General features: G+C 69.0%; 14 protein-coding genes, 2 tRNA genes and 1 riboswitch. Of the genes, 8 read left to right on the top strand and 8 right to left on the bottom strand.

The genetic code is table 11. The features are described 5' to 3' along the window. Positions 1 to 329: 329 nt before the first annotated feature. Together DFI_RS10690 and DFI_RS10685 are read left to right on the top strand one after the other, a co-directional pair. On the top strand, positions 330 to 1,547 hold the full coding sequence (locus DFI_RS10690) for an erythromycin esterase family protein (protein ID WP_027463093.1): 1,218 nt from the start codon (positions 330 to 332) through the stop codon (positions 1,545 to 1,547). Between the two features lie 141 nt (positions 1,548 to 1,688). Further along, complete coding sequence (locus DFI_RS10685) at positions 1,689 to 1,934, top strand: glutaredoxin domain-containing protein (protein WP_022801324.1); 246 nt, start codon at positions 1,689 to 1,691, stop codon at positions 1,932 to 1,934. A 30-nt stretch (positions 1,935 to 1,964) separates the two neighbouring features. On the opposite strand, the gene DFI_RS10680 is transcribed toward DFI_RS10685, so the two are convergent. After that, the gene (locus DFI_RS10680; RefSeq protein WP_027463092.1) at positions 1,965 to 3,011 is read right to left on the bottom strand and encodes a metallophosphoesterase; all 1,047 of its coding nucleotides are present in this window, start codon (positions 3,009 to 3,011) and stop codon (positions 1,965 to 1,967) included. A 99-nt stretch (positions 3,012 to 3,110) separates the two neighbouring features. Between DFI_RS10680 and DFI_RS10675 the strand changes: the two genes are divergently transcribed. Continuing rightward, the gene (locus DFI_RS10675) at positions 3,111 to 3,563 is read left to right on the top strand and encodes a DUF805 domain-containing protein (RefSeq protein WP_027463091.1); all 453 of its coding nucleotides are present in this window, start codon (positions 3,111 to 3,113) and stop codon (positions 3,561 to 3,563) included. A gap of 61 nt (positions 3,564 to 3,624) precedes the next feature. Here DFI_RS10675 and DFI_RS10670 read toward each other — a convergent pair whose 3' ends face one another. Beyond that, complete coding sequence (locus tag DFI_RS10670) at positions 3,625 to 4,458, bottom strand: PH domain-containing protein (RefSeq protein WP_027463090.1); 834 nt, start codon at positions 4,456 to 4,458, stop codon at positions 3,625 to 3,627. Between the two features lie 279 nt (positions 4,459 to 4,737). Between DFI_RS10670 and thrS the strand changes: the two genes are divergently transcribed. Beyond that, positions 4,738 to 6,687, top strand: coding sequence for a threonine--tRNA ligase (gene thrS / locus DFI_RS10665; protein WP_027463089.1), 1,950 nt, complete (start codon positions 4,738 to 4,740; stop codon positions 6,685 to 6,687). 41 nt (positions 6,688 to 6,728) lie between these two features. Here the strand turns inward: thrS and DFI_RS10660 are convergent, their stop codons facing one another. Then, entirely contained in the window at positions 6,729 to 7,547 is an 819-nt protein-coding gene (locus tag DFI_RS10660) for a MerR family transcriptional regulator (protein WP_027463088.1), read from the bottom strand. A gap of 82 nt (positions 7,548 to 7,629) precedes the next feature. Further along, positions 7,630 to 8,094 carry a YbjN domain-containing protein gene (locus DFI_RS10655; RefSeq protein ID WP_022801330.1) on the bottom strand — a complete coding sequence of 155 codons (465 nt, stop codon included), beginning with the start codon at positions 8,092 to 8,094 and terminating at the stop codon, positions 7,630 to 7,632. A 210-nt stretch (positions 8,095 to 8,304) separates the two neighbouring features. Between DFI_RS10655 and DFI_RS10650 the strand changes: the two genes are divergently transcribed. From DFI_RS10650 to DFI_RS10640, 3 genes are all read left to right on the top strand, one after another. Continuing rightward, positions 8,305 to 8,994, top strand: coding sequence for an esterase/lipase family protein (locus tag DFI_RS10650; protein WP_027463087.1), 690 nt, complete (start codon positions 8,305 to 8,307; stop codon positions 8,992 to 8,994). A gap of 136 nt (positions 8,995 to 9,130) precedes the next feature. After that, a tRNA-Cys gene (locus DFI_RS10645) sits at positions 9,131 to 9,204 on the top strand. A 25-nt stretch (positions 9,205 to 9,229) separates the two neighbouring features. Continuing rightward, positions 9,230 to 9,304, top strand: a tRNA-Val gene (locus DFI_RS10640). 268 nt (positions 9,305 to 9,572) lie between these two features. On the opposite strand, the gene DFI_RS10635 is transcribed toward DFI_RS10640, so the two are convergent. Then, positions 9,573 to 11,078, bottom strand: coding sequence for a protein adenylyltransferase SelO (locus DFI_RS10635; protein ID WP_027463086.1), 1,506 nt, complete (start codon positions 11,076 to 11,078; stop codon positions 9,573 to 9,575). Positions 11,079 to 11,312: 234 nt separating this feature from the next. Further along, positions 11,313 to 11,690, bottom strand: coding sequence for a hypothetical protein (locus DFI_RS10630; protein WP_022801333.1), 378 nt, complete (start codon positions 11,688 to 11,690; stop codon positions 11,313 to 11,315). Positions 11,691 to 11,830: 140 nt separating this feature from the next. After that, positions 11,831 to 11,898: riboswitch (guanidine-III (ykkC-III) riboswitch) on the top strand. A 17-nt stretch (positions 11,899 to 11,915) separates the two neighbouring features. Between DFI_RS10630 and sugE the strand changes: the two genes are divergently transcribed. Next, a complete protein-coding gene (gene sugE, locus DFI_RS10625) occupies positions 11,916 to 12,236 on the top strand; it encodes a quaternary ammonium compound efflux SMR transporter SugE (protein ID WP_027463085.1) in 321 nt (106 codons plus the stop codon). Between the two features lie 24 nt (positions 12,237 to 12,260). Here the strand turns inward: sugE and DFI_RS10620 are convergent, their stop codons facing one another. Further along, the gene (locus tag DFI_RS10620) at positions 12,261 to 13,037 is read right to left on the bottom strand and encodes a MerR family transcriptional regulator (protein WP_027463084.1); all 777 of its coding nucleotides are present in this window, start codon (positions 13,035 to 13,037) and stop codon (positions 12,261 to 12,263) included. Between the two features lie 88 nt (positions 13,038 to 13,125). Further along, the gene (locus DFI_RS10615) at positions 13,126 to 14,532 is read right to left on the bottom strand and encodes a tryptophanase (protein WP_027463083.1); all 1,407 of its coding nucleotides are present in this window, start codon (positions 14,530 to 14,532) and stop codon (positions 13,126 to 13,128) included. Between the last annotated feature and the right edge of the window lie 135 nt (positions 14,533 to 14,667).

Raw genomic sequence — 14,667 nt, 5'->3', positions numbered from 1 at the left:
GTCGTGAGTTCCAGCAAGTTTTGCCACGCCTGTATTTTTTGGTATATCCTGTGCTGGACAGTGTTTTCGTTACGCAGTAGATTTCCCACCGCTGATAAGCGTGAGGTCCCCAGTTCAAGTCTGGGCATCCGCACCAAGAGAAGACCCCCGCCCGGCGGGGGCTTTTTCGTCGTGGACGGGTGGTGGGGCATGCCGTGGCGTACACGGACCCTCATCCACGACTCGCAAGATGAAGCTCCCATGAAAGCTTTCTCGTAAGCCGGCTCACATGAGGTACAGGAATGCTGGGAGGGCCATTGCGGGCGCGCCCTCTGGCAAAGGAGCCAAACATGACCATCCTTTCCTCCCTGCCTGCCGGCTGGGCGATTGACCCGGCCGCCCCGGAGCCTGCCCTTGCCGCCCTGCTGACCACCCTGCCGGCCCGGCCTAAGCTGCTGGGCCTGGGCGAACCGACGCATGGCACCCCGGACTTCCCGCGCTGGCGCAACCGGCTGTTTCAGGGGCTGGTGCGGGAGCATGGTTACCGGTCCATCGCCCTGGAAAGTGACTTTTACGCGGGCCAGCGTGTGAACGACTTCGTGCTGGGCGGCCCCGACAACCTGGATGACGTGATGGCCCGGGGGTTCAGCCACGGCTTCGGCCGCTTCGAGGAGAACCGGGAACTGGTGGCGTGGCTGCGGGCCTTCAACGCCGCCCGGTCGGGAACCGACCGCGTGCACTTCTACGGCTTCGACGCGCCGATGGAGAACATGTGGGCCGCCAGTCCCCGCCTGCACCTGCTTGCCGCGCACGCCTTCCTGACGGAGCACGGCCTGGTCCCGGTTACCCCCACGGGCACCATCGAGGACCTCTGCGGGGAGGACGCCCGCTGGACGAATGAGGCCGCCGCCCTGGACCCCGCGCAGTCTGTCGGCCGGGAGGCCACGGCGGAGGCCCTGCGCGTGATCGCGGACGATCTGCTGACCCTGCTGACCCGCGAGGCTCCGGAACTGCAGGACCGGCCGGACTTCTGGCTGGCGGAGGTGCACGCCCGGACGGCGCTGGGTCTGCTGCGGTACCACGCGAACATGGCCACGCCCGGCCCGGCGCGGGTGGCGCACATGCTGGCGCTGCGGGACCTGATGATGGCCGACACCCTGGAAACGATTATGCGGCGCGAGCAGGGCCGCGGGCCCACGCTGGTGTTCGCGCACAACTCGCATCTGCAGCGGACGCCCGGCCGGCTGCGCCTGACGCCGCCGCACGGGGAGGTGCAGTGGTGGGGGGCGGGCGCGCACCTATCGCGTCGCCTGGGACCGGCGTACGCGTTCATCGCGTCCACCCTGGGGAACGGGGGGGGCCTGCCGGACCCGGCGCCGGACACCCTGGAAGGTCACCTGAAGGCGCAGGGAGAAGGACCAGTCCTGTACGCGGCGCCGAGGCTGGCGGCCCAGTTGCCGGCCTCGCTGGTGCGACGATCGGACACGTCCTTCGCCTACGTGCCCCTGAAGCCGGAGGGCCTGGACCGGATGGACGGTCTGCTGTTCCTGCCGGCTGCGGAGGGCTGACGTCCGGCGCGCTTTCTTACTTTCCACCGGCGGTCATGCCGCGTGCCTGAGCACCCGGGGTGCGGCTGGTCCGGCGGGGGGAGTCCGGATCTTGAGGACTGCTCAAGACACCCCTGCCGCTTTATTTTGTAAACTATGCCCATGATCAAGATGTACACGACCAGCTGGTGCCCCGACTGCCACGCCGCCAAACGCGCCCTGCAGCAGAAGGGCCTGGACTACCAGGAAATCAACATCGAGGAAGACGAGCAGGCCGCCGAGTACGTCATGAGCGTGAACGGCGGGCGCCGCAGCGTCCCCACCCTCGTCAGCGGCGACACCGCCCACAGCCTCAGCGGCTTCCGCCCCCAGAAACTCGACGCGTTCCTGGCCGCCGCCGGCCTGTAAGCGCGCCTTCTCATCCGCCGGGCCGCCCTCTCAGGGCGTGCCCGGCTTTGTGATGCGCTCCTCGTGCGCCAACCGCGCCGCGCCCGTCGCGTCCAGCACGTAGAGGCGCACCGTCAGCGCGTCGGGCGTCACGTCCAGCCACGCGAACCCCGGCCCCGCGTCTGACTGGAAGGCCGCCGCGCGCCGCCCCGGCATTCCGGGGCGCACCTCCCCGGCCGCACCGCTCACCAGCGACCATGTGCCCGCGCACTCCGGCTGCGGCGCGAACAGCGCCAGCAGGTGATCGTGGCCGCCCAGCAGCACGTCCGCGCGGCCGCACGCCACGCCGTACAGCTCCCGCACCGCGTCCCCTCGCTGCAACGGGAAGGGCAGGCCGTCGTAGGCCCCGGCGCTTCCGTGCCGCCCGTTGCTGAACAGAGGGTGATGCCCGAGCACCAGGTTCCAGCGGGCCTGACTGGCCGCCAGGGCGCCCGCCAGCCACGCCCGCTGGGCCGCGTCCCAGGGGCCGCCCGGCCGCTCGGCCGGCCGCACGGACGGCAGGGAGGAGGCCAGGGGCACCGTGTCCACCGCGAAGAACGCCACGAGGTCCCCCACCGCCGCGCGGTACGTGCGGGCCGGCATCACCCACTGCGGATGTGTCCGCGCGTACGCCACCTGCACGTCCGCCCCGGCCGGGTCCGCGCCGTCCCCGCCCCACACCCACGACTGGTCGTGGTTCCCGGACAGCATCAGGAATGGCATCCGCAGCGGGCCGTACAGCGCCTCGAAGCGTTCGCGGAACAGGGGAGAGGCCACGTCCCGCGGCCCGGCCGGGTAGAAGTTGTCCCCCAGGCCCACGCCCAGGTCGCAGCCGTCCCGGGCGCACACGGCCTGCATGGCCTGCGCCACGCGGACCGGCACCTCGCCGCCTTTGCCCTGGTCCCCCATGACCAGCACCCGCACGTGCGCCGGGTCGGCCGGCCCGGGCAGCGCGGCGACCGTGTCGGGCAGGGTGGCCGGGCCCTGCGTGGCGGGCGTGCAGGCGGTCAGCAGCAGGAGGGCTGCCAGCCGCCAGGGGCGTGATCCGGGCAGACGCATGGGTCACGCTACCCCTAATCCCCCCGTCAGATCTTCCCCACGCGGCGCTTCATCCGTATTACTCTTTCCTCACCCCATTCACATCGCTAAGGAGATGAGATGCAAGACTACCTGAACGTCATCAAGAACCATTACGCCGACTTCAAGGGCCGCGCCCGCCGCCGCGAGTACTGGATGTTCACGCTCATCAACGCGATCATCACGTTCGTCCTGCAGATCCCCGCGCAGGGCGCCCTGATGGGCATGGCGATGCAGAGCGACGCGAGCGGCGCGCCCAGCGCCGGCCTGACCGGCATTGCCCTGATCTCCAGCATCCTGCTGCTGGTGTACACCCTGGCGGTCCTGCTGCCCTCCATCGGTGTGGCCGTGCGCCGTATGCACGACACCGGCCGCTCCGGCTGGCTGCTGCTGCTCGGCCTGATTCCCTTCATCGGCTGGCTGATCCTGCTGTACTTCTACGTTCAGGACAGCCAGCCCGGCGCGAACAAGTGGGGCCCCAACCCCAAGGGCCAGGGAACGAACGTGCCCCAGAACGCCGCCACGAACTGGTAAGCCCCGCACGGAAAGGCGCCCCGACCCGTCCTGGGTGGGGCGCTTCCTTCATGCCGGCGCGTCAGCTGCGGCGGCCGAACCAGTCCACCAGCGCCTGCGGGTCCTCGGGCGTCAGGTAGTACCTGCGGCCCTCGTGCGTGACGATGACCGCCTGACCGGGCCGGGCGACGGATGCGGCGGCCTGCACGTTCCCGCTGTTTGTGCCGAAGGTCCCGGTGTAGTACCCGGGCAGGGAGGACCCGAACAGCCGCACGCCGAGGGCGTCCCGGGTCAGGACGGCACTCGACTGATACCGCGGCAGCCGGGTGACGGACCCGGCCGTGCGGACGACCAGGGCGTCGCCCTCGCGCGTGTAGCGCACCCGGGGCGAGCTGTACAGGAACCACACCAGCGGCAGCACCGGCAGCAGGAGCAGCACCAGGGCCGGGTCGAAGCCAGGGGCGCGGGCCGGCCGGTACTCCCCGGACTGTCCGGCGCGCCACGCGGCGAGCAGCGCCTGCGGGTCCGCGGGCGTGAGGACGGTCGGGTCGGGCTGCGTGGCGAACACCAGCGCGCGGGTGCCGTGCGACCCGTCGGAGTACACCCGCACCACCGTCCGGTTCGGGGTGTCGAAGCGGCCCACCACGTACCCGGTCATGTCGCTGCCCATGACCTTGCCGTCCAGGCGAACGGGGACGTCCTGCACGGGCGTGCCGGCGGGAATCACCGTGCGGGACGCCACGCTGCGGGCGGTGATCTGCCCGCCGGCGACCGAGTACGCCGGTACCTTCAGCAGCGGGGGCAGCAGGATCAGCAGCGGCAGGGCCAGCAGGGGCACAGTCAGGGCGGCGCGGGCCCAAGGCCACCAGCGGGGCGTCGGCTCGGTGTTCAGGGGAACGGGGACGGGCGTGGGCATACTCCTGTATACGGGTAGGTCACCTGGCCGGTTGCCTCGGATGCGTCCGGGCCGCTATGCTGCCGGGCATGAAGCCCTTCGCCCGTCACTCCGGTCTGGTGATGCGCGCTGCGGGGCTGCGACGAATGTCCATGCCTGACCACGGACTGATCACGCGAACTCTGAGCGCCTGAGAACCCCCTCCGCGGTTTTCAGGCGCTTTGCTGGCATGGTGGTCAGACCGGGTCACTCCGGCGGTACGCAGCGCGAGGCTGCGCCGCCCTTCACAACGAGGTTCTCATGCACGTCATCCTTCCCGACGGAAAACAACTCGACCTTCAGCCCGGCGCCACGGCACTGGACGCCGCGCAGGCCATCGGCCCGCGCCTCGCGCAGGACGCCCTGGCCGCCACCGCCAACGGTGACCTGGTGGACCTGCTCAGCCCGCTGCCCGACGGCGCCAGCATCACGCTGATCACGAAGAAGAACCCCGCAGACGCCGCGCCCCTGTTCCGGCACAGCCTGGGCCACGTGATGAGCATGGCCGTCGGCGAGTACTACAAGGCCAAGGGCTACAGCGCCGACGCCATCAAGCGCGGCGTGGGTCCGTACATCGAGAGCGGCTGGTACCAGGACTTCGACCTGCCCGAACCCCTCAAGGAAGAGGACCTGCCCGAGATCGAGAAGATCATGCGGGACATCATCGGCCGGAACCTGCCCTTCAGCCGCCGCGAGGTCAGCAAGGCCGAGGCGCTCGCGCAGTTTCCGCACGACCCGTACAAGGCCGAACTGATCCAGGGCCTGCCCGACGACGAGGCGATCACCTTCTACCAGCAGGGCGACTACGTGGACCTCTGCGCCGGGCCGCACTTCCCCAGCACCGGGCGGCTCCCGCAGAGCTTCAAGCTGATGAGCACGTCGGGCGCGTACTGGCGCGGCAACGAGAAGAACCCCATCCTGCAGCGCGTGTACGGCGTGGCCTTCGCCACCCAGAAGGAACTGGACGAGTACCTGTTCCAGCTGGAGGAAGCCAAGCGCCGCGACCACCGCAAACTCGGGCGGGAACTGGAACTGTTCACGATCGATCCGCTGGTCGGCAAGGGCCTGCCGCTGTGGCTGCCGAACGGCACAGTCCTGCGCGAGGAACTGACCAACTTCATGAAAGAGCAGCAGTTCCAGCGCGGCTACCAGGGCGTGGTCACGCCGAACATCGGCAACCTGGACCTGTACCGCACCAGCGGCCACTACGAGAAGTACTCCGACGGCCAGTTCCGCCCCATCGAGGTGGACGACGAGGAGTACATGCTCAAGCCCATGAACTGCCCGCACCACGTGCGCATCTACGCCAGCAAGCCGCGCAGCTACCGCGACCTGCCGGTGCGCCTGGCGGAGTTCGGCACGGTGTACCGCTACGAGCAGAGCGGCGAACTGAACGGCCTGACCCGCGTGCGCGGCTTCACGCAGGACGACGCGCACCTGTTCGTCCGCCCCGACCAGCTGAAAAAGGAATTCCTGGACGTGCTGGACCTGACGGTCCTGGTCCTCAAGACCTTCGGCATGAACGAGGTCCGCTTCCGCGTCGGCACGCGCGACCCGGGCTCGGACAAGTACGTGGGCGACGAGGTCAACTGGACGCTGGCCGAGCGGCAGATCATCGAGGCGGTCGAGGAAGTCGGCCTGCCCTACACCATCGAACCCGGCGACGCCGCCTTCTACGGCCCGAAACTGGACTTCGTGGTGAAGGACGTCCTGGGCCGCGAGTGGCAGCTCGGCACCATCCAGGTGGACTACAACCTGCCCGAACGCTTCGACATTACCTACGTCGGCGAGGACGGCGCCGACCACCGCCCGATCATGATTCACCGCGCGCCCTTCGGCAGCATCGAGCGTTTCACCGGCATCCTGATCGAGCACTACGCCGGCGACTTCCCGCTGTGGCTGGCGCCGCGGCAGGTGATGATCATTCCCATCGCCGACCGCCACAACGAGTACGCCGAGCAGCTGCGCGCCGAACTGCACACCCAGGGCCTGCGCGCCGAGGTGGACGATTCGTCCAACCGCATGCAGGCCAAGGTCCGCACCGCCGAACTCAGCAAGATCCCGGTCATGCTGATCGTGGGCGACAAGGAACAGGAAGCCCGCGAGGTCAGCGTCCGCGAACGCACGCCCGAAGGCCACAGGGAACGCAAGGGCGTGAAGTTCGATGACCTGAAGGCCGAACTGCTCGAACGCCGCCGCACCCGCGCGTAAGACCGCTCACGCCCGTGACCCCCTCCAGACCAGGGAGGGGGTCACGGCTGTTCTGAGGTTCGGGCCGCCGCCCGGTCCCCGGGAAGCTGCGCGAGCAGCAGGGCGGCCTCCAGCTGCCGGGCCTGCTTCACCTGCGCCTGCAGGGCCGCCAGGCGCTCCTCCAGCCGTGCGCGGGCCGCCTGTACCTCGCTGAGCAGGCGGCCCGTGTCGGGCAGGCCGGTGTCCTCGGCGGCGTCCCGGCGCGCCGCGAACAGCCGCTGCGGTTCCGGCCGGACCCGCTGTTCCTCCAGCGGCAGCCACACCGTTTCCCGCAGCAGGTTCAGCGCGGAATTCAGGGGCCGGAGCGGCCCGGCCTGCCCGCCGCCCGGCAGGCCGAAACTCACGGCCTTTTCCGTCACCAGGGCGCTCAGGCTGCCGGGCAGGCCCCCGGGCGCGGCGCGGCGCGGGTCCGGGTTGAACGTCACGGACTGCCCGCCCAGGCGGTCCCGGCCCCGCTGGGCCTGAATGTCCTCCAGGCTCAGGCCCAGGTCCCGCCACTGCTTCACAGACTGCACCTGAATCAGGTTGTGAATCCAGAAGCGGAACTTGCCGTTCACCTCGTACGGCGTGATCAGCCCCAGGCGCTGGTAGTGCCGCACCGTGGAGGACGGGAGTTCCACCAGCGCCGCGAACTCCGCCATGCCCAGCCCCGGCAGGCCCCGGGGCTGGGCGGTGAAGGGCTCCAGGCGGCGCGGGTGGCCGCACACGGCCTCCATCAGCTGCCGGAAGGCAGGGTCGGCCTGCACGCGCCGCTGGAAGGACGCCACGATGCGCCGCAGTTCCTCCGGGGTCTGAACGATCACGTGCGCGCCGCCGGTCATGCCCGGAAGTGTAGAGCAGCGCCCCAGAGTGCGGAAACGAAAAACGGCCGGGGATGAACCCGGCCGCTCAGGGGCGCGTGGCTTACGCCTGGGGCTGCTGGACCTGCATGCCCTGCTGGGGCACGAAGCCTTCGAGCGCGGCGTAGTCGTCCTGGAAGTGCATCAGCACGCCGCCGAACAGCGTGTCGAAGGTTTCCTGGGGCATTTCGGCCAGGGTGGGGTAGAAGCCCACGTACTCCAGCCACACGTTGCCGTCCGCGTCGATGCTGCGGGAGAAGGCGCGCTCGCGGTTGCGGTCGTTGAGCATGTTCACGACCTCCACGCGGCGGTCGGCGTACTGCTTCTGGGTCACGCAGGTGACTTCCAGGCGACTGGTGTTGTTCGGGCCGTCGTTGACGGACACGAGCACCGCGGCGTCGCCCATCTCGAAGCGCCAGCCCATGCGGATGAACCGCTGGCCGTTGTTTTCTTCCATGTCCAGCTGGACTTCCTTGTCCTTGAGGTACTTGGCGAGGGTGTCCAGGGTCAGCAGTGCAGTTTCGCTCATGGCCCGAGTGTGCCATGTGAAGTGAACTTCACGTCAAGAGGCGCCGGGTGTGCCCATGTCCTCCGCCCTCCCCGAACGGGGGGTGCGGCGCCCCGCCACGACCTGCTACGTTGGCCTTCCTCCAAAATTCGACCCGGTTCAAGGCGACACGCTCCCCGGCCGTCCCCCTGCGCGCTCCTCACCCCGTGGCCCCGCCACCCCAGGAGACCCATGAAGCGACCCGCCCCCCTGCTGCCCGCCCTGGCCCTGCTGCTCGCCGCCTGCGGCGCCCCGCCCCACGCCCCGCTCGCCAGCCTCGGCAAGCCCCAGCCCGTCACCCGTCACCCCATCCTGTTCGTGCACGGCTTCAACTCCAGCGGCAGCACCTGGACCACCATGATCGGCAACTTCAAGAAAGACGGCTGGACCGACACCCAACTCTTCAGCTGGTCGTACGACACCGGGCAATCCAACGCCACCACCGCCGGTCTCATCCAGCAGAAGGTGGACGCCATCCTCGACCAGACCGGCGCCACGCAGGTGGACATCATCAGCCACAGCATGGGCGGCCTCTCCAGCCGCTACTACCTCAAACACCTCGGCGGGGACGCCAAAGTGGACGCCTGGGTGTCGCTGGGCGGCCCGAACCACGGCACGAACTTCGCCGACGCCTGCTGGACCACCTCCTGCGTCGAAATGCGCCAGGGCTCCAGCTTCCTGACCGATCTGAACAGCGTGGACGAGACGCCCGGCACGCCCCGCTACGGCACCTGGTGGTCGCCGTGCGACGAGATCATCAACCCCGACAGCAGCGTGCCCCTGAGCGGCGCCACGAACACCCAGACCGCCTGCCTGAGCCACAGCAGCCTGTACCAGAACAGCACCGTGTACGCGCAGGTGCGCGACTTCGTGCAGCGCTGAAGCCCCCTCGTCCGGGGCGCGCCGGCACCCACCTGGCGCGCCCCCGTTTACACACCCGGAGACCTGTGCTACTCTTCCTTCCGCTGGAGAGGAAGACCCCCAGCCGCCCGCAAGGGACAGCAAAAGCCGATGGCACGGCGCTGTAGCCAAGTGGTAAGGCAGAGGTCTGCAAAACCTCCACCACCGGTTCGAGTCCGGTCAGCGCCTCCAACATACCCCGCAGAACACACTGCACAGAACCGTAGCTCAGGGGTAGAGCACTACCTTGACACGGTAGGGGTCAGGGGTTCAAATCCCCTCGGTTCTACCAAAGAAGCTCCCGCCCAGGCGGGGGTTTTTCCTTTTGCGGCCAGAAGTGCAGGGGAGGGGAACGGGACCGACACTCTGAGGCCATGCAGATGCGCCTTATTGGGTTGAGCGGGGCCCAAGACCCTGCAACTCGCCTTGAATCCAACGGGGCCGAGCTCCGCGAGGGCCCTGGCATCCTGGCGAAGATCAGGTGTGGGCCCCGCGCAGCAGGTCTGCTTCTCCCACATTGACGGCAGTGGACGGCCCTCTCCCATGCCTGAAATGCTCCGTCAGGTACCGCAGAAGGTCTGGTAACAGGCCGTGACCTCCGCGCGGGCCGGCTCTGTGTATTCGGCGTGGTCGGGCGTCTCGTCGTAGGGGCGCCGGATCGCACTCAACAGCCGCTGGAAGGGGACGAGATCTGCCTGATCGGAGGCTGCGGCCAGGGCTTCCTCGACGCGGTGGTTGCGGGGGATGACGACCGGATTGACGCGGCGCATGCGCTCGGGCCGCTCCATCCCGTCCAGGGCCTGTTCTTTCTCACCCTCCAGGCGGGAGCGCCAGCGGGCCAGCCAGGCGTCGGGCGCTTCCGGGTGCGGGAAGAGAGAACGGAGGGGCGCGTCGTCACCGCCTGCGGCGTCGGCAAGGCGGCGCCACCCGAGCGTGAAATCCACCCGGTGTTCGTGCAGCAGCGCCAACCAGTTCTCCGCGAGCGCGCGGTCCAGGGCATCGTCGCCTCCTTGCAGGCCCAGCTTCGCCCTCTGGCCGTCCAGCAGCGCCGTGGCATACCACCCGGGGAAGGCATCGATGACCTCGGTGGCCCGGGCAACGGCGTTCGCGGCCGCTTCCTTGTCCTCACCTTCCGCGATGAGCGGCAGCAGGGTCTCGGCCAGACGGGCCAGGTTCCACCGCGCGATCAGCGGCTGGTTGCCGTAGGCGTAGCGGCCCCCCTGGTCAATGGAGCTGAACACCGCCCTGGGGTCATACGCCTCCATGAAGGCACAGGGCCCGTAATCGATCGTCTCGCCGGAAATGGTCATGTTGTCGGTGTTCATCACGCCGTGAATGAAGCCGACATTCATCCACTGCGCGATCAGGGCCGCCTGCCGCTGTGCCACGCGCCGGAGCAGGGCCAGGTACCGGTCAGGGGTTCCGGCGAGGTCCGGGTCATGCCGGGCAATCGCGTAGTCGGCAAGCTGCCGGACGCGATTTATTTCCCCTCGTGCGGCGAAGAACTCGAAGGTGCCCACCCGCAGGTGGCTGGCCGCCACACGCGTCAGCACGGCGCCGGGCAGCCGCCGCTCACGGTAGACCGCCTCGCCCGTGCCCGCTACAGCGAGTGCGCGGGTGGTCGGAATGCCGAGTGCGTGCATGGACTCGCCGATCAGCACCTCCCGCAGCATGGGCCCGACCGCCGCCTTGCCGTCGCCGCCCCGCGAGAACGGCGTGCGGCCCGAGCCTTTGAGCATGAGGTCGCGGTGCCGTCCGGACGGATCGGTGATCTCGCCCAGCAGCAGGGCGCGCCCGTCACCCAGCTGAGGTGAGAACCCGCCGAACTGGTGGCCGGCGTAGGCCTGCGCGAGCGGCTCGGCGCCTTCCGGAACCTGATTTCCGGCGAAGATGGCCGTCCCTTCGGGCCCGTTCAGCACCTGGGGGTCCAGCCCCAGTTCCAGGGCCAGGTCCTGGTTGAAGAACAGCAGGTTCGGTGCGGGAACGGAGGCGGGCTGTGCGGGCGCGTAGAACCCCTGCAACTCACGCGCATAGGTGTTGTTGAACCGGAACGGGGAGGCCGTCATGGCAGACAGTCTGACGGCTGGCGGGCCGCCTGCCGGACCCAGCTCACAGTCCCGGACCATGCCGAAAGGGAATCAGAAGGACCAGCCCGGGGTGTATGAAGCGGATGGGTGTTCCCCTCACCCCGGTGGGCCGGAGCCGACGGAATTGAGGCGGCTGGAGGCCACAGCAAGCCCGGCGGTCCAGCAAGTGACGCGTCAGTGGTCGTTCGATCCCGAGGCCGATGTCCTCCCGTGTCAGCGGTACAGCCCGATCACCACGTAACCGTCCCCCACCACGGTGGGCTCCATGTTCATGGGCGAGACGTAATACCAGACCTCGTCGATCTCCACGCCCAGGGTTTTCCCGGCGGCGGCCGTGGTGTCCATCACGCCGACCAGCCAGTCCATGTCCACGGCGACCACGCCCTGAATGGTCCATTCCTCGCCGCGTTCTGCGGTCGCCAAATCGTGGTCCCGTTCGGTCAGGGTGGCAAAGTCGAACGGCACCCACTTTTCCTCGTACGCGAGCCGCGCCGTTCTCCCGTTGAAGGCGTCCTCCCGGTAGCAGGGCACGTCGATCACGCCGGCCTGGGGCACCGTCGTGCTGGAGAGGGCATAGATCACGGGAGTCATACCGCCGAGGGTACCTTCCGGCCGCCTGCGGCCGCCCGAGCATGAACCAACGCTCACCGCCCAGTGAGGGACCCCGCTGCTTACATGGTGCTCACCACGGCACAGGCGTCCGTGCGTAGACTCGGCCTCGTTATCCTCCTGACGCACCTCGCGGGGAGGCACCCGGACGAGAGCACCGCCGTACCCGGTTACGACAAGACGGCGCGACACTGGGAGGTGTCGTGTATGGCATGGATTTTGCTGGTTCTCGCAGGCCTGCTCGAAGTGGGCTGGGCCATCGGCCTCAAGTACACCGAGGGCTTCACCCGGCCGCTACCTTCGGTCCTCACCGTGGCCAGCATGGTGCTCAGCATGGGCCTGCTGGGCCTCGCCACGAAAACCCTGCCGATCGGCACCGCGTACGGCGTGTGGGTGGGGATCGGCGCACTGGGCGCCGCGGTGCTGGGCATGCTGCTGTTCAAGGAGCCAGCCACGCCCGCCCGGCTGGCGTTCCTGGGCATGATGCTGGTCGCCATCATCGGACTGAAGGCGACCAGCGGGCACTGAAGTTCAGGTGTGGGCGGCTGTGTTTCAGCTCTGCGCGTCGGCCCAGGCGGTCACGGCCGCACTCTGGTACGCGGCGAGGCCGCTGCGGGCCCGGTCGATGTTGCGGGTGAAGCGTTCGTCCTGCACCCACATGGCGGCCAGGCCGCGCATCATCTCCACGCTGGGGTCGTAGAACCAGCGCTGGAAGTACGCGCGGTGCTCGGCCGCCACCGCCTGCGCCTCCGTGCTGGTGGGCGAGACGCCGCGGTCCATCAGGGCGGTGTACTGCGCGTTCAAGGCCTCTCCCTCGGCCTTGATGCGCGTCCAGTCGGCCTTGGTGTAGCGGCGGGTGCGTTCGGCGCTCTGCCGGTAGGCGTCGGTGTCACCCCAGCGTTCCTGCACCTCGGGCTCATACTGCTGGTGGTCGAAGCCGTCGAAGATCTCCTTGATGTCGTCGTTGTTCATGGGGAATGCTCCTTCGCCGGGCCGCTCGCCCAGCAGGGACGTGACCTGCTCCAGTTGCCGCTGCACCCGGCCCAGTTCGGTGCGCAGCAGCGCCGCGCGCAGGTTCAGGGCGGCCAGCTGCTCGCTTTCCTGGGCGTCGAGCAGCCGCGCGATTTCCGCCAGGGGGAACCCCAGGTCCCGGAAGGTCAGGACGCGGTGCAGCCGGCCCAGGTCGGCGGGCGTGTACAGGCGGTAGTTGCCCTCGCTGCGTCCGCTGGGGCGCAGCAGGCCGATGGCGTCGTAGTGGTGCAGGGTGCGGATACTCAGGCGGGTCAGGTCCGCGACCTCGCCGACCGTCCAGGGTGCGCGCTGGCTCATGGGTCACCTCCTGGAAGGAAGTGTGCGGCCTGACGCGGCGTGAGGGTCAAGAGCAGGAAGAGCAGGCCAAATGGCCGATAGGGGCGGGTCAGCCCGGCAGGGGCGCGGCGTGCGGCACGCCCACCGGTTCCAGTTCCGCCTGGAAGTGCCGCAGCACCGGGGGTTCCCAGGTGATGCGGTACCCAGGCACCTGCGCCGCGCGGGCCTGAATGGCGATCAGGGCGCCGGCCATCACGTCCAAGTGCGCCTGCGTGTACACCCGGCGGGGAACGGCGAGCCGCGTGAACTCGAAATCCGCGCGGAGCTGCTCACCGGTGTCCGGGTCGTTGCCGAGCATGAACGACCCGATGTCGCAGGTGCGGATGCCGGCCTCCACGTACAGTTCCACCGCCAGCGCCTGCCCCGGGAACTGCGTGTACGGGATGTGCGGCAGCATGGCCTGAGCGTCAATGAACAGCCCGTGCCCGCCGGGCGGGGACTGGTAGGGGATGCCGTGCTCGTCCAGGATGCTCGCCAGGTACGCGACCTGCCCGGTGCGGTAGCGCAGGTACGTCTCGTCCAGACCCTCTTCCAGGCCGGTGGCGAGCGCTTCCAGGTCGCGGCCCGACAGGCCGCCGTAACTGGTGAATCCCTCGAAGGCGATCGTGTTGCCCTTCACGCGCTGCACCAGGGCCGGGTCGCTTTTCACGCCGATCAGGCCGCCCATGTTCACCAGGGCGTCCTTCTTCGCGCTCATGGTGAAGGCGTCGCCGTACCGGAAGAACTCGCGGACGATGTCCCGCACGCTCCAGTCGCGGTATTCGGCCTCGCGCTGCTGGATGAAGTACGCGTTCTCCGCGAAGCGCGCCGCGTCGATCACCAGCGGCAGGCCGTGCCGGCGGCAGATCTCGGCGGTGTCGCGCATGTTCCGCAGGCTGACCGGCTGTCCGCCCGCCGAGTTGTTCGTGATCGTCATGACGACCGCCGCGACCTGCCCGGGGTGCTCCGCGATCAGGCGTTCCAGCCGCGTGGTGTCCATGTTGCCCTTGAACGGCACCTGCGCCCGGGTGTCCCGCGCCTCGGGCACCACGCAGTCCAGCGCGCGGGCCCCGGCGAGTTCCACGTGCGCGCGGGTGGTGTCGAAGAACATGTTGGAAATCGCCACCTGCCCCGGCCCCATCAGCAGCGGGAACAGCACCTTCTCCGCCGCGCGGCCCTGGTGAACCGGCTGGACGTACTCGTACCCGAACAGCGCCCGCCCGGTGTCCAGCAGCCGGAAGTAGCTCCGCGCCCCGGCGTAGGCCTCGTCGCCGCGCATCACGCCGCTCCACTGCTCGGCACTCATGGCGCTCGTGCCCGAATCGGTCAGCAGGTCGATGTACACGTCCTCCGCGCGCAGATTGAAGACGTTGTGGTGCGCCTCCCGGATCTTCCGGGCGCGTTCCTCGCGGGTGAGGAGCCGGATCGTCTCGACCATCTTGATGCGGAAGGGTTCCGGAACGTACGTGATGGGCACAGCGGTGTCCTCCTGAGGGGCCCGCAGGAGCCTGGAAGGAGACCGGGCGGAGGCGGGCGGGGGGTGATGTTGGGGCGAGTGTCCGCCCGCCGGGCCGGCCCGTCAATCACGGGTGTCCCGGGGGCGCTCACCCTG

This window comes from Deinococcus ficus, from assembly GCF_003444775.1.
Lineage (GTDB): Bacteria > Deinococcota > Deinococci > Deinococcales > Deinococcaceae > Deinococcus > Deinococcus ficus.
Note: the sequence above shows the minus strand (reverse complement) of the source record. Positions and strands in the feature narration are given on the sequence as shown.

What these genes read in the sequence shown, in the direction of transcription:
- DFI_RS10690 (WP_027463093.1), top strand. Translation starts at nt 330, where the DNA reads ATGACCATCCTTTCCTCCCTGCCTGCCGGCTGGGCGATTGACCCGGCC.
- DFI_RS10685 (WP_022801324.1), top strand. Translation starts at nt 1,689, where the DNA reads ATGATCAAGATGTACACGACCAGCTGGTGCCCCGACTGCCACGCCGCC.
- DFI_RS10680 (WP_027463092.1), bottom strand. Translation starts at nt 3,011, where the DNA reads ATGCGTCTGCCCGGATCACGCCCCTGGCGGCTGGCAGCCCTCCTGCTG.
- DFI_RS10675 (WP_027463091.1), top strand. Translation starts at nt 3,111, where the DNA reads ATGCAAGACTACCTGAACGTCATCAAGAACCATTACGCCGACTTCAAG.
- DFI_RS10670 (WP_027463090.1), bottom strand. Translation starts at nt 4,458, where the DNA reads ATGCCCACGCCCGTCCCCGTTCCCCTGAACACCGAGCCGACGCCCCGC.
- thrS (WP_027463089.1), top strand. Translation starts at nt 4,738, where the DNA reads ATGCACGTCATCCTTCCCGACGGAAAACAACTCGACCTTCAGCCCGGC.
- DFI_RS10660 (WP_027463088.1), bottom strand. Translation starts at nt 7,547, where the DNA reads ATGACCGGCGGCGCGCACGTGATCGTTCAGACCCCGGAGGAACTGCGG.
- DFI_RS10655 (WP_022801330.1), bottom strand. Translation starts at nt 8,094, where the DNA reads ATGAGCGAAACTGCACTGCTGACCCTGGACACCCTCGCCAAGTACCTC.
- DFI_RS10650 (WP_027463087.1), top strand. Translation starts at nt 8,305, where the DNA reads ATGAAGCGACCCGCCCCCCTGCTGCCCGCCCTGGCCCTGCTGCTCGCC.
- DFI_RS10635 (WP_027463086.1), bottom strand. Translation starts at nt 11,078, where the DNA reads ATGACGGCCTCCCCGTTCCGGTTCAACAACACCTATGCGCGTGAGTTG.
- DFI_RS10630 (WP_022801333.1), bottom strand. Translation starts at nt 11,690, where the DNA reads ATGACTCCCGTGATCTATGCCCTCTCCAGCACGACGGTGCCCCAGGCC.
- sugE (WP_027463085.1), top strand. Translation starts at nt 11,916, where the DNA reads ATGGCATGGATTTTGCTGGTTCTCGCAGGCCTGCTCGAAGTGGGCTGG.
- DFI_RS10620 (WP_027463084.1), bottom strand. Translation starts at nt 13,037, where the DNA reads ATGAGCCAGCGCGCACCCTGGACGGTCGGCGAGGTCGCGGACCTGACC.